Here is a 13,034-nt window from a genome sequence, read left to right as displayed (position 1 = left end):
CAGGCCCGCCAATGCGGCGGACCCCGTTCGTCAGGCGCGACGCCGACGAATAGTCTCCGCGCCGACCGCGAGCACGATGACGATGCCGATGATCACTTGCTGCAGGAAGGGCGAGACGTTGAGAAGATTGAGCCCGTTGCGAAGGACGCCGATGATAAGAACACCGATAAGTGTTCCTCCGATACCGCCCGCGCCCCCCGAGAGTGAAGTCCCGCCGATGACGACCGCAGCGATGGTGTCCAACTCATAGCCCAGACCACTGGACGGCTGGACGGAGTCCAGCCTGGCGGCGAGTACGATGCCTGCGAGCCCCGCAAGGACTGAACTTGCGACGTAGACGCCAATCGTCACGAGCGGGACGTTGATACCCGCCAGCCGAGCGACTTCCGGATTTCCTCCCACCGCGTAGAGCATGCGACCTTCGGACCGGAAGTGCAGGAAAAGCCACGCCGCAAGAACAACCGCAAGCATGAGAAACACAGTGGCGGTCAACACGCCGAAATGGCGATCGATTGCCAGCATCATGAACCAGTCGGGGAATCCCACGATCTGCTGGCCGTCCGTGATCATATTTGCGACGCCGCGAGCCGCGGACATCATTGCAAGAGTGGCAATAAACGCTGGAACCCTGAACTGCGTCACCAGTAGTCCGACGATCAGCCCCGAAACGCCCGATGCGACCAGAGCAAAAGCGATCCCGACCGGCAGCGGTAGGCCGGCGACATTCGCAGTCCAGCCCATGACCATCATCGCAAGAGCGAGTGCCGAGCCGACGGAGAGATCGATGCCGCCGATCAGAATGACAAAGGTCATTCCGACGGCCATGATGCCGAGAACCGTGATCTGATCGAGGATGTTGAGGCCGTTCCGAACCGACAGAAACGTGTCGGTGCTGACGCTCAGAAAGACGCAAAGCGCGAGCAGCCCCACGAGTGGGCCGGTGGCGCCCTTGAGCTTGCTCAACCAGGCGCCGGACGAAAGCCTGTGTTCATTGATATCAAGCGCCACCATTGTTCCTCCCTATGCGTAGGCTGATCGCTAATTCGTTCTGAGAATAAATATTCACTTATGCCGGAAAATTCATTAACAAGTTGCCTTTCGGCTGTCAATAGGATTTTCTGGGCTTGCAACTGCCGGTGTACCGCTTAAGGGGCTTGACTAATCGGCGTCTTGTGCAAAAATATTGATAACTGAATATTTATGCATGAGAGGAATCCATGAATACGACAGAACTCGAGCGGGTCGCTCGCGAGATCCGATTGCGCGATCTCCAGGCGGTCTTTGAAGCGGGGGCCGGCCATATTGGCGGGGAGATGTCGGTTATCGACATTTTGACTGCCCTCTATTTTCGTGTGCTGAATGTTTGGCCCGATCAGCCGAAGCACCCCGACCGCGACAGGTTCGTTCTTTCGAAGGGACATACTGCATGCGCTCTGTATGTGACGCTCGCAAAACGTGGCTTCATCCCGGAGGAAGAGATTTCGACCTTTTTGCAGCCGCATTCGAGGCTGAACGGGCATCCAAATTGCAACAAGGTCCCTGGCGTCGAAACGAATACCGGGCCGCTCGGCCACGGTCTTCCAGTCGCAATAGGAATGGCAAAAGCCGCCAAGCTCTCGGGCGCGAAATATCACACCTATGTCGTCACCGGCGACGGTGAGATGCAGGAGGGCTCCAACTGGGAAGCGATCATGGCGGCCGCGCAGTTCAAGCTCGATAACTTGACGCTGGTCATCGACCACAACAGGTTCCAACAGGGCGCCGCCCTGGCGGAAACCAACGATCTCGCCCCGCTTCGTCCGAAGCTTGAAGCTTTCGATTGGGAAGTCAGCGAGATCAACGGGAACAATATGAGCGAAGTCGTTTCAGCCCTCGAACACCGGGGATCGAGGCCGCATTGCATCGTCGCCCACACCAACAAGGGGCATGGAATCTCGTTCATGCAAGACCGAGTCGACTGGCACCACAAGGTACCGAGCAAGGAACAATACGAAATCGCATTGGCAGAATTGTCGGAGGCACTGTAATGAACGCGCCAATAAACGCACCCAAGCTCTACGATTGCCGCGACGCATTCGCCACTACGCTTGAGCGGCTGGCAGCCGAAAACGAAACAATCGTTGCCGTCTGCAACGACTCCGTAGGTTCCTCCAAACTCGGCGGCTTCAAGGCGAAGTTTGCAGAGCGCCTCGTCAATGTCGGTATCGCCGAGCAGAACATGGTGGGGGTTGGAGCAGGCCTCGCCAATGGCGGACGCCTTCCGTTCGTGTGCGCCGCCGCTCCGTTTCTAACGGGACGGTCGCTGGAGCAGATCAAGGCCGATATTTCGTATTCGAATGCCAACGTCAAGCTGGTCGGCATTTCTTCTGGAATGGCGTATGGCGAACTCGGCCCGACCCATCACTCAATCGAGGACTTCGCCTGGACGCGGGTTCTGCCTAATCTCCCGGTCATTGCGCCTTGTGACCGCATCGAAACAGCTGCTGCGGTTGAGTGGGCCGCGGCCTACAACGGCCCCTGTTTCCTGCGCCTGTCTCGCGTGGGTGTGCCTGATCTCCTTCCGGAGGGTCACAAGTTCGAACTTGGCAAGGCAAACCTCCTTCGCCAGGGTTTTGACGTCACCCTTATCGCAAACGGCACTTTGACTCATCGAATCCTAAAGGCTGCCGAGATCCTCGCAGAACGCGGTATCAACGCCAGAGTGCTCAACCTTGCAACGGTTCGTCCGATCGACGAGGACGCCATCATCGCGGCGGCGAAGGAAACCGGAGCGATCGTCACAGCCGAAGAGCATTCGATCTTTGGCGGGCTCGGTTCCGCGGTCGCCGAAGTGGTGGTCGACAATGCTCCAGTCCCGATGAAACGTCTCGGAGTTCCCGGCGTCTATGCTCCGACCGGTTCGGCAGAGTTCCTGCTCGACGAATTCGGGATGGCGCCGTCCGCAATCGCCGACGCGGCGCAGTCGCTGATCAGGCGCAAGTAACTGGGATCACGTGATCAGCCCGGATGCCTTTTGTCGTCCCGGCTGCCGTCTGATCTGGGGAGGATAGAATGCGGGCAATTCTGGCAATTGACCAGGGCACCACCAATTCAAAGGCAGTTCTCGTTTCCGAAAAGGGAGAAATTGTTGGCAGAGGTTCGGCTCCAGTCGGCATCACCTATCCGAAACCAGGCTGGGTCGAACAAGACCCACGGCGGCTCTACGCATCCGTCTGCGAGGCGATCGACGCCTGCGTGAAGGCCGCCCCCGACGTCATTGTCGAGGCCGTGGCGATTTCCAATCAGCGCGAGTCAGTCACGGCTTGGGACGCCGAAACGGGAGAAGCACTTGGACCGGTGGTAAGCTGGCAGTGCCGTCGAACGGCACAGGATTGCGAACGTCTCATTGTCGAAGGCCACCTTGACCGTGTGCAGGCGCTCACAGGCCTGCCACTGGATCCGATGTTCCCGGGTTCGAAATTCCGATGGCTGCTCGACCGTATGCCGGCCGGGCGATCGGTGCGGCTGGGAACGGTCGACAGTTGGCTCGTCCACTGCCTGACGGGTGGGCGCCGGCATGTCTGCGATGCTTCCAATGCCGCCAGGAGCCAGTTGTTCGATCTCCAGGAGCAGAGATGGAGCAAGGAACTTGGCGAGATTTTCGGTGTGGATATCGCGCTTCTCCCCGAGGTACTCGACAGCTCTGCCGACTTCGGCAGGACGCAAGGGTTGCCAGGCGTGCCGGATGGAACTCCGATAATGGCCGCGATCGGAGACAGCCATGCTGCGCTGTTCGGCCATGGCGCATTCAAGCCGGGTGATGGCAAGGTAACCTTTGGAACCGGCTCTTCTATCATGACGACGCTTCCGCGATTCATTCCCCCACGCAACGGCGTCACAACGACCGTCGCATGGCGTCTCCATGGAAAGCCGACTTTCGCTTTCGAAGGCAATATTCTCGTTTGCGCCGCCAGTCTCCCCTGGATGGCAGGCATTCTCGGCCTTTCAGACGTGGCGGCCCTTGTCGAACTTGCGGCGAGCGCCGAACCGGGCGGACCGGGCTTCGTGCCAGCATTCGTGGGACTGGGCGCACCCTATTGGAACTCGGACGCCCGTGCCCTGTTCTCCCAGATCAACTTCAATACGACACGTGCGCAAATGGCGCGGTCGGTAACCGACTCGATCGCCTTCCAGGTGCACGACGTGATCGCCGCCATGCGTGCACAAAGCGGCGGCGAGCTCGGGGCGCTCTATGTAGACGGCGGACCGAGCCAAAACCGGTTCCTGATGCAGTGTGTCTCGAACCTCATCGAACATCCCGTGATCCAATGCGAAGCACCCGAGGCGTCGGCTTTGGGAGCCGCATATCTCGCGGGTCTCTCACTTGGCTTGTGGAGCGATCTTCATGTTATCGCAGAGCTGCCCCGGAGCTCGCATATCATTGACCCGGAACCCGTGGATCGAGCGGTGCTTCTGAATACATGGAGTGATGCACTTGCCCGCTCGACGTCCCGCGAAACAACGGCTAATGATGAATAAAAATTCACCCTAGGATTAGCGATGACTCGCCTCAATGAACTCCGCCTCATTTCAAGGGTCGCCCAGATGTACCATTTGGAGGGACGGCGACAGGCGGAGATCGCAGAGCACCTTCGCCTGTCGCAGGCGACGGTGTCGCGCATGCTCAAGCGTGCAGAGGCTGAAGATATTGTCCGAACCAGCGTGACGCCCCCTGTTGGCACCTACAGCGAGCTCGAGGGCGCGCTTCGCGAGAAATATGATTTGCCGGAGGCGATCGTCGTGGAGTGCACGGAAGATCGGGACGGAGCCATCATGGCCCGTATCGGAGAGGCAGCGGCTCATCTCTTGGAGGTGACGCTTGCGCCAGGGGAGATCATCGGCGTTTCGAGTTGGAGCCAGACCATCTCCAAGATGGTCGAGAACATTCATCCGCTGAAGAGCGCTCAGGCGAAATACGTCGTCCAAACCCTTGGAGGCATGGGCGATCCTTCAGTGCAGACGCATGCGACGCAGCTTACCACGCGGCTTGCTCGCCTGACCGGCGCTGAGCCAAAACTGCTCGCTGTGCAGGGCGTTACGACGTCCAGAGAGGCAAAATTTCTTATGCAGGCCGATCCATACGTTCGGGAGACGATGGACTTGTTCGGCAGCATAACGCTTGCGATCGTCGGAATCGGAGCAGTCGAACCGTCCGAACTTCTCGCACGGTCCGGCAACATCTTTTCGTCTCGCGAACTCTCTGATCTCGCGGAAGCGGGAGCCGTCGGCGATATCTCACTTCGCTTCTTCGATAAAAACGGCAAGCCGGTCAAGACACCCCTGGACGACCGGGTCATAGGGCTTCCACTCGAGGATCTCGAACGGGTGGACCGGGTCATTGCTCTTGCCGGTGGGTCCAAAAAGACTGACGCTATCGCAGGGGCGCTCCGTGTGGGGGTTATCGACATGCTTGTTACCGACAAGTTTACCGCGCAGCGATTGATCGACTGATGAGGCAGACTGATTTTGCCAACCTCAATGCGCTGTCCCATCCACAATCACATGGTCATGGTCCATCGAGCATTTCTCCACCCGGGCCTCGACCCTGTAGATCTCCCGCAACATCTCGGCAGTGACGACGTCGCGGGGGGTGCCGCAGGCGTGCATGCGGCCGTTGGCGATGACCAGGACCTTGTCGGCGAAACGTAGCGCCTGGTTGAGGTCGTGGATGGCAATCAGCACGATCATGCCCTTGGCGCGGGCCTGGCGGCGCATGAAGTCGAGGACTTCGACCTGGCGGTGGAGGTCGAGCGCGCTTGTTGGTTCGTCCATCAGCATGATCTCAGGCTCGCGCACCAGGGCCTGGGCGATCGAGACCAACTGGCGCTGGCCGCCGGACAGCGCGCCGAGATCGCGGAAGGCGATGGCGATGATATCAAGCGCCTTCATGATCTCGTCGATGAAGCGCAGGTCGCTGTCGCTGACAGCCCAGGACTGGCCCTGTTTGCGGGCAAGCAGGATGGATTCGTAGACTGTCAGCACCGCGTTTGCCGAGGTATCCTGCGGCATGTAGCTGATGGCGTTTTTTGTCTTCGAGCCTTCGACGACGACATGGCCAGGCCCTTTGAGCAGGCCGGTGATGCGCTTGAAAAGCGTCGACTTGCCGGCGGCGTTCGGGCCGATCACCGCCACGACCTCGCCTGATTTCATCACCGGCGTCGTCACGTCTTCGACGAAGAGTTTGCGGCCGTGATAGGCGCCGACCGCCTGCAATTGAAGCGCTACCACGATCGGCTCCTGTTCGAGAGGATGAGCGAGAAAAAGAAGGGTACGCCAACCAGCGCGGTGATGATGCCGATCGGGAAGACGACGCCGGGGATGATCGACTTCGAGACGATCGAGGTCAGAGAGAGCAGCAGCGCGCCCGACAGGATCGATCCCGGCAGGAAGAAACGCTGATCCTCGCCGAGGATCATGCGCGCGATATGCGGCCCGACGAGGCCGACGAAGCCGATCGTCCCGACAAAGCTCACAGGCACTGCGGCAAGCAGCGAGACGATCAGCATGGTTTCGAGCCGGATGCGGCGGACATTGACGCCGAAGCTTGCAGCCTTGTCCTCGCCGAGGCGGATGGCGGTCAGCGCCCAGGCGTTGCGGGCAAAGAGCGGAAGTGCTGCCAACAGGACGGCAAGCGTCACCCAGATCTTCGGCCAGGTGGCCTTGGTGAGGCTGCCCATCGTCCAGAAGACGACGGCCGACAGCGCCTGTTCGGAGGCGAGATATTGCAGGAACGCGAGAGCCGCATTGAAGGTGAAGACCAGCGCGATGCCGAGCAGCACCACCGTCTGCACCGAGACGCCCCGGGCTTGCGAGATGAAATGGATGAAGAGTGTGGCGATCAGCGCCATGATGAAGGCATTGACCGGCACCAGCAGCCCGGCTGCCACAGGCAGAAGCGGAACGCTGGTGACGATGGCAAGCGCGGCACCGAAACTTGCTGCTGCCGAAATGCCGAGCGTGAAGGGGCTGGCGAGCGGATTGGCGAGGATCGTCTGCATCTGCGCACCGGCGACGGAGAGCGATGCACCGACGACGATCGCCATCACGGCAACCGGCATGCGGATGCCCCAGACGACGGCGCGCACCTGATCCGAAACCGAGGAGGGGTCGAGAAGGGCAGCGACGACTTCACTGAGACTATAGCGGGCCGGGCCCCAGGCGAGATCGACCGCAAAGGACAGGCAGAGCGCTGCCGTCATGGCGGCAAGGATCAGAAGCTTGCGCCGGGCGAGGGCGCGGTAGCGGTCCCTCCCGGCTTCGGCTTCGATCGATATGGCGGCGATCTCGGCCATGTCGGGTTACTGACCCGCCTTGGCGTCGACCCAGTAACCCGGCTGATAGGCGACCGGCAGGAATTTTTCGTGGAATTCCTTGAAGGTGGCATCGGGATCGAGATCGGCAAAGAGGTTCGGATGGAACCACTTGGCCAGCTGCTGGACGGCGACGAACTGGTAGGGGCTGGTATAGAACTGGTGCCAGATCGCATGGACATTGCCGCCGGCAACCGCCCTGGAGCCGGTGAAGGCAGGGTTTTCCATCAGCATGTTCAGCGCTTTGCGGCTGTCGTCGAAGGTGGCGGCAGCATTGGGACCGACATTCACATAATCCTTGGCATTCTTGGTCTGGCTCCAGTTGGAGCCGGTGACGACGATGACGTCAGGATTGGAGGCGACGACCTGCTCGGCATTGATCGAGCCGGTATAGCCCGGCAGGAAATCGGAGCCGAGATTGTGGCCGCCGGCCCAATCGACCATCAGGCCGAAATTGTCGGGACCGAAGGTGCCGCAGCATTCGACCAGGCCTGCGGCGCGATACATGAAGACATTTGGCTTCGGCGGATTGGCGGCCTTCAGCTTGTCGGTGACGCGGGCCATCTGCTCTTTCCAGAAGCTGGCGACGGCTTCGGCGCGATCCTCATGGCCGAAGATCTGGCCGAGGATCTTCAGGCTCGGCTCGGTGTTGGCGAGGATATGCTCGCGGAAATCGATGTAGACGATCTTCACGCCGATGCCGTTCAGCATGTCTTCGAGCTTCACCTCGTCAGCCGCCGTCTTGTTGCCGATCGGCAGCAGCAGCACATCGGGATGAAGCTTGATGACCGTCTCGGTCTGCAGCGTGCCGTCTGTGAGGTTACCGAGGAAGGGCAGGTCCTTGCCTTTCGGAAACTTCTCGACATAGGCGTTGAAGCCGTCCTTGTCGGTGGTCCAGAGATCGTTGCGCCAGCCGACGATCTTGGCGAAGGGATCCTCCTTCTCGATGGGTGCGACGGCGTAGAGCATGCGGCCTTCCCCAAGGATCACACGTTCGACCGGCTTGTCGAAGGTCACTTCGCGGCCCGCGACATCCTTGACGGTGAAGGATTGCGCCCAGGCCGAAAGCGGCATCAGGCTCGCAATCGCCGCTGCGGAGACTGCGAGTATTTTCACGAAATTCATCTGGAAATTCCCCCGAGGTCTGAATAATGTCCGCAGGCATAAGAAATATGACTTTATGAATCAAGTTATATGTTTTAGAGCGTTTCCAAACTGATCCGATGCCGGGGTGCCTCAGATGAATTCCATGAACACGAACTACTCCATCCGCGATGAAATCCGCGACTTCTGGTCGGAACGGGCGGCGACCTTCGATCAGAGCGTCGGCCATGAAATCTTTTCGGAAGCGGAGCGGAAAGGCTGGCAGCGGCTGATCAGAAAGCATCTGGGTGAGGGCCAAGGTCGCGCGGCACTCGATCTTGCCTGCGGCACCGCCGTCATCTCGCATCTGATGCATGGTGCCGGCTTTGCAGTCACCGGCCTCGACTGGTCGGATGCAATGCTGGCGCAGGCGCGCGCCAAGGCGAAGAAACGCGGCACCGATATCCGCTTCGTGTCCGGCGACGCCGAAAACACGATGGAACCACGGGGAAGCTACGACGTCATCACCAACCGGCATCTCGTCTGGACGCTGGTGGACCCGGCTGCTGCCTTCAAGGAATGGTTCGCGGTACTGAAGCCGGGCGGTAAGGTGCTGATCCTCGACGGCAATATGGGTAGGGAAACCTGGGTCAAGGGCCTGCAGAAGCTCTGGACGAAGGTGACCGGCAAGCCGGCGGCGAGCCACATGACGCCGGAGATGATGGCGCGGCACCAGAAGATCCGCTCACGCGTGCATTTCTCCAGCCAGATGCCGGCCGAAGCGGTCGTCGAACTTCTGCGCCAAGCCGGATTTACAGACATCGTCGTCGACCGCAAGCTTAGGGATATCCATTGGGCGCAGGCGCGCAAGATGCCGTTCCTGCGCGGACTCGAGCGCATGGTGCAGGAGCGGTTTGCGATTTGTGCGCGTAAGCCTGGGTGATGGGGTTGGTGGCGGCGCTGCGGCTTGCTCCCTCTTCTCCCCTCGGGGAGAAGGTGGCCCGCAGGGTCGGATGAGGGGGCTGCACGGCACACCATTCATTGCCCTTCGCTTGCGCTCAGTGCATGCGCTCCTGTCGTCGCTTACCCCCTCATCGCCTCGCTATCGCTCCGGCACTTCTCCCCGCTCGGGAGAAGCGGGATGTGGCACCGACGCGCGTCCTCTTTTGGGTCTTGGTGCGGCGGCTATGGTTAGGGGAGTTTGCCGTACCGTATCCCGGCCCTTCGCGGGGCTCAGGGCGTTCGGCGCTGCGATCGATTCACTGGATCGATCGCTCCCGCTTTGCGGGACCGCGCCTCACCCACCGGTGACACTCATATGCCGCGCCACGGCAGGACGGTTATGCGTGCGGTCGATGATGAAGTCGTGGCCTTTGGGTTTGCGGGTGATGGCCTCGTCGATGGCGGCCAGGAGGAGGGCATCGTCTTCAGTGGCGCGGAGTGCCGCGCGGAGATCGGCGGCGTCGTTCTGGCCAAGACACATGTAGAGCGTGCCGGTGCAGGTGAGGCGCACGCGGTTGCAGCTCTCGCAGAAATTATGGGTCATCGGCGTGATGAAGCCGAGGCGGCCGCCGGTTTCCTCCACCCTAACGTAACGCGCCGGGCCACCGGTCTGGTAATCGATGTCGACAAGGGTGAACTGGTCTTCGAGATCGGCGCGCAGTTTCGAGAGCGGCAGATACTGGTCGGTGCGGTCTTCTTCGATCTCGCCCATGGGCATAGTTTCGATGACGGTCAAATCCATGCCGCGGCCATGGGCGAAGCGCAGGAGCTCCGGCATCTCGGCATCGTTGAAATCCTTCAGCGCCACAGCGTTGAGCTTGACCTTCAGCCCGGCTTTCTGAGCGGCATCGATGCCTTCCATGACCTTGGCGAAATCGCCCCAGCGGGTGATCTTGCGGAACTTGTCGGGATCGAGCGTGTCGAGCGAAACGTTGATGCGACGCACGCCGCAATCATAAAGCTCCTCGGCATGGCGGGAAAGCTGCGAACCGTTGGTCGTCAGCGTCAGCTCATCGAGGCCGGAACCAATCTTCTGGCCGAGCTGGCGCACCAGATACATGATGTTCTTGCGCACCAAGGGCTCGCCGCCGGTCAGCCTGATCTTGCCGACACCCTTGGCAATGAAGGCGGAACAGAGCCGGTCGAGCTCTTCCAGCGTCAAGAGATCCTTCTTCGGCAGGAAGGTCATGTTCTCCGCCATGCAATAGGTGCAGCGGAAATCGCAGCGGTCGGTGACGGAGACACGGAGATAGGTGACCGCCCGCCCGAAGGGGTCGATCATCGGGTCCGCACCTGCCACCAGCGGCGATGCATTGCCTATCGTTCCAACTCTGCTGTTCACCTGTATCTCCGTACTCCAGTCAATGTGGGCATATGCTATTGTCGCGTCAAGGGAAACAGCCCGCTCGAGCATGCCAATTTCAGCTTGCGCTGAAAAAGATCAGCGCCTACTCCTCGCATGAGAAGAGGACAAAATGATGAGCGATATCTGGCCGAGCGAACTTCGCGTCTCGAAAGACAGGCAGCGGCTGGTGGTGACCTTCAACGACGGCCAGAGCTTCGACCTGTCGGCAGAGCTCTTGCGTGTCCTGTCGCCCTCGGCCGAGGTGCAGGGCCACGGGCCGGGGCAGAAGGTGACGGTGCCCGGCAAGCGCAATGTCGCGATCATCTCGATGATGCCGACCGGCAATTACGCCGTTCGGATCGGCTTCGACGACATGCACGATACCGGCATCTACACCTGGACCTATTTGCGCGAGCTCGGCGAACGCGGCGCTGAGCTGTTTTCCGCCTACGAGGACGAGCTCAGCGAAAAGGGCATGAACCGCGACACGGCGGAGAAGCCGCGCTGAGGGTAACGAGAGCGCCGCTATCGCTTTCAATCCACACATAATTCCAGCCATCGGGGGGCCATATGGCGAAAACGAACGGAAAGAACTGGCTGCGCGCCAAGGGCAGCGCCAGCGGCAGCAAGGTGACCTTCCTCGAACTGTTCTTCGACCTGGTCTTCGTCTTTTCGATCTCGCAGCTCTCGCATGCGCTCGCCGCCCACTATACGCCGCTCGGTGCTGCAGAAGCGGCGCTGATGACCTTCGCCGTCTGGTGGGTGTGGATCTTCACCGCCTGGGTGACGAACTGGCTCGATCCCGAGAAAATGCCGGTGCGCGGCATGCTGGTGGCGCTGATGATGCTCGGGTTGCTGCTGTCTGCCTCCATCCCCGAGGCCTTCGGCGACAAGGGGCTGCTGTTTGCCGGCGCCTATGTGGCGATGCAGGTCGGGCGCTCGCTGTTTACGACCTATGCGATGACGCGCGTCGACCGCCCCAACACGCTGAATTTCGTCCGCATCACCACCTGGCTCGTGGTTGCCGGGGTCTTCTGGATTGCCGGCGGGCTGCTCGAGCATGAAGCCCGGCTGATCGCCTGGGTGATTGCACTGGCGATCGAATATGCCGGGCCGGCCGCGGGCTTTGCCGTGCCGGGGCTCGGCCGCTCGACGGCGCGGGACTGGGACGTTTCCGGCGCGCATATGGCCGAGCGCTGCGCGCTCTTCGTCATCATCTGTCTCGGTGAAGCGATCCTCGTTTCCGGCCGCACCTTTTCGGAGCTGCCGTTCTCCGGGCTGACCAGCGTCGTGTTCGTCACCGGCTTCATCGGCACGGTCGCCATGTGGTGGCTCTATTTCCGCTTCGGCCACGGGCGCGCCGCCCACCGCATCGAGCATGAAGAGACGCCGGGCAGCTTGGCGCGGCAGGCCTTCACCTATGGGCATATTCCGATTCTTGCCGGCATCATCGTCCATGCGGTGGCGGTCGAGTTCATGTTCTCGCATCCGCATGAGACCGGCAATCTCGGCATCGCTGCGGCCGTGCTCGGCGGTTCCGGCCTGTTCCTGATCGGCAATCTCTGGTTCAAGGGCGCGACCAGCGGCCAGCTGCCGCTATCACATCTGGCCGGCCTCGTGTTTCTGATCCTGCTCGCCTTCGCAGCACCCTTCATCGAGGTCTATTTGATGGGCATTCTGGCGACGCTGGTGCTGATCATCGTCGCCGCCTGGGAATATCGCTCGCTGACCGGCACGACGGCTGCGCCGACGCTGCATTGAGCATCAGTCCTCGTCGCGCAGATCTTTCATCAGCACCGTGATGATCCGCTCCATCGAATCGGCGGTCGCCATGCATTGCTCGATCGGCTCGTCCAATAGCACGCGGTCGATGAGGCCGGTCTGGATGGCCATGGCTTCCTCACTGAGCTTCCGACCCTCTGGTGTCAAATAGAGGCGCAGCACGCGCTTGTCTCGCTCGTCATCGCGGCGAAGGAGCAGACCGCGCTTCTCCATCTGCGGCAAGAGCATGCTCATATTGGAGCGGCCGACCAGCAGCTTGCGCGCCAGCTCCTGCTGCGAGATGCCTTCGAAACGGTAGAGATTGACCAGGATATCGAGGTGCGGCGGCTTGATGTCGAGATCGGCAAGCGAGCGGGCCAATGACTGCTGCATCAGCTGGCAGGCGCGAGCCACCGCGATCCAACTGCGAAAACGCGGATGATCCCAGGGAAGGGATTGATTTTTGTTCATCGTTGTACTTTATTGTTCAGTGT

Annotated in this window: 13 protein-coding genes; 7 read left to right on the top strand and 6 right to left on the bottom strand. The window is 60.7% G+C overall.

Annotated elements, in window-relative coordinates:
* Positions 1-30 precede the first annotated feature (30 nt).
* On the bottom strand, positions 31-1,011 hold the full coding sequence (locus tag AB8B31_RS11470; protein ID WP_018446373.1) for an ABC transporter permease: 981 nt from the start codon (positions 1,009-1,011) through the stop codon (positions 31-33).
* Positions 1,012-1,217: 206 nt separating this feature from the next.
* On the opposite strand from AB8B31_RS11470, the gene AB8B31_RS11465 reads away from it, so the two are divergent.
* The 4 genes from AB8B31_RS11465 (at position 1,218) to AB8B31_RS11450 (ending at position 5,490) form a co-directional block, all read left to right on the top strand.
* Positions 1,218-2,027 carry a transketolase gene (locus AB8B31_RS11465; RefSeq protein ID WP_028733037.1) on the top strand — a complete coding sequence of 270 codons (810 nt, stop codon included), beginning with the start codon at positions 1,218-1,220 and terminating at the stop codon, positions 2,025-2,027.
* Entirely contained in the window at positions 2,027-2,983 is a 957-nt protein-coding gene (locus AB8B31_RS11460) for a transketolase family protein (RefSeq protein WP_028733036.1), read from the top strand. The genes AB8B31_RS11465 and AB8B31_RS11460 overlap by 1 nt, the downstream gene beginning before the upstream one ends.
* A 68-nt stretch (positions 2,984-3,051) precedes the next feature.
* Positions 3,052-4,518, top strand: a complete 1,467-nt coding sequence (locus AB8B31_RS11455; RefSeq protein WP_028733035.1) for an FGGY family carbohydrate kinase — start codon at positions 3,052-3,054, stop codon at positions 4,516-4,518.
* A 21-nt stretch (positions 4,519-4,539) separates the two neighbouring features.
* Positions 4,540-5,490 carry a sugar-binding transcriptional regulator gene (locus tag AB8B31_RS11450; RefSeq protein WP_018242292.1) on the top strand — a complete coding sequence of 317 codons (951 nt, stop codon included), beginning with the start codon at positions 4,540-4,542 and terminating at the stop codon, positions 5,488-5,490.
* Positions 5,491-5,514: 24 nt separating this feature from the next.
* Here the strand turns inward: AB8B31_RS11450 and AB8B31_RS11445 are convergent, their stop codons facing one another.
* Genes AB8B31_RS11445 through AB8B31_RS11435 form a run of 3 tightly spaced genes read right to left on the bottom strand, consistent with a single transcriptional unit; the run spans position 5,515 to position 8,474 of the window.
* Complete coding sequence (locus AB8B31_RS11445) at positions 5,515-6,267, bottom strand: ABC transporter ATP-binding protein (protein WP_028733034.1); 753 nt, start codon at positions 6,265-6,267, stop codon at positions 5,515-5,517.
* Positions 6,261-7,331 (bottom strand): FecCD family ABC transporter permease, encoded by a 1,071-nt coding sequence (locus AB8B31_RS11440; RefSeq protein WP_028733033.1) that lies wholly within the window; start codon positions 7,329-7,331, stop codon positions 6,261-6,263. The genes AB8B31_RS11445 and AB8B31_RS11440 overlap by 7 nt, the downstream gene beginning before the upstream one ends.
* Positions 7,332-7,337: 6 nt before the next feature.
* The gene (locus tag AB8B31_RS11435) at positions 7,338-8,474 is read right to left on the bottom strand and encodes an ABC transporter substrate-binding protein (RefSeq protein WP_028733032.1); all 1,137 of its coding nucleotides are present in this window, start codon (positions 8,472-8,474) and stop codon (positions 7,338-7,340) included.
* Between the two features lie 115 nt (positions 8,475-8,589).
* Here AB8B31_RS11435 and AB8B31_RS11430 point away from each other — a divergent pair, with 115 nt between their 5' ends.
* Positions 8,590-9,375 (top strand): class I SAM-dependent methyltransferase, encoded by a 786-nt coding sequence (locus tag AB8B31_RS11430; RefSeq protein WP_028733031.1) that lies wholly within the window; start codon positions 8,590-8,592, stop codon positions 9,373-9,375.
* A 354-nt stretch (positions 9,376-9,729) separates the two neighbouring features.
* Here the strand turns inward: AB8B31_RS11430 and moaA are convergent, their stop codons facing one another.
* A complete protein-coding gene (gene moaA, locus AB8B31_RS11425; RefSeq protein ID WP_028733030.1) occupies positions 9,730-10,776 on the bottom strand; it encodes a GTP 3',8-cyclase MoaA in 1,047 nt (348 codons plus the stop codon).
* Between the two features lie 136 nt (positions 10,777-10,912).
* On the opposite strand from moaA, the gene AB8B31_RS11420 reads away from it, so the two are divergent.
* Complete coding sequence (locus AB8B31_RS11420) at positions 10,913-11,287, top strand: gamma-butyrobetaine hydroxylase-like domain-containing protein (RefSeq protein WP_032980674.1); 375 nt, start codon at positions 10,913-10,915, stop codon at positions 11,285-11,287.
* Between the two features lie 62 nt (positions 11,288-11,349).
* Positions 11,350-12,540, top strand: a complete 1,191-nt coding sequence (locus AB8B31_RS11415) for a low temperature requirement protein A (protein ID WP_028733029.1) — start codon at positions 11,350-11,352, stop codon at positions 12,538-12,540.
* Positions 12,541-12,543: 3 nt separating this feature from the next.
* On the opposite strand, the gene AB8B31_RS11410 is transcribed toward AB8B31_RS11415, so the two are convergent.
* A complete protein-coding gene (locus tag AB8B31_RS11410) occupies positions 12,544-13,011 on the bottom strand; it encodes a MarR family winged helix-turn-helix transcriptional regulator (protein ID WP_018446363.1) in 468 nt (155 codons plus the stop codon).
* Positions 13,012-13,034: the final 23 nt, after the last annotated feature.

It is taken from the genome of Rhizobium sp. 62_C5_N11_2 (assembly GCF_051811185.1).
In the GTDB taxonomy this organism is placed as follows: Bacteria; Pseudomonadota; Alphaproteobacteria; order Rhizobiales; family Rhizobiaceae; genus Rhizobium; species Rhizobium leguminosarum.
This window is presented reverse-complemented; position numbering and strand designations above follow the sequence as displayed.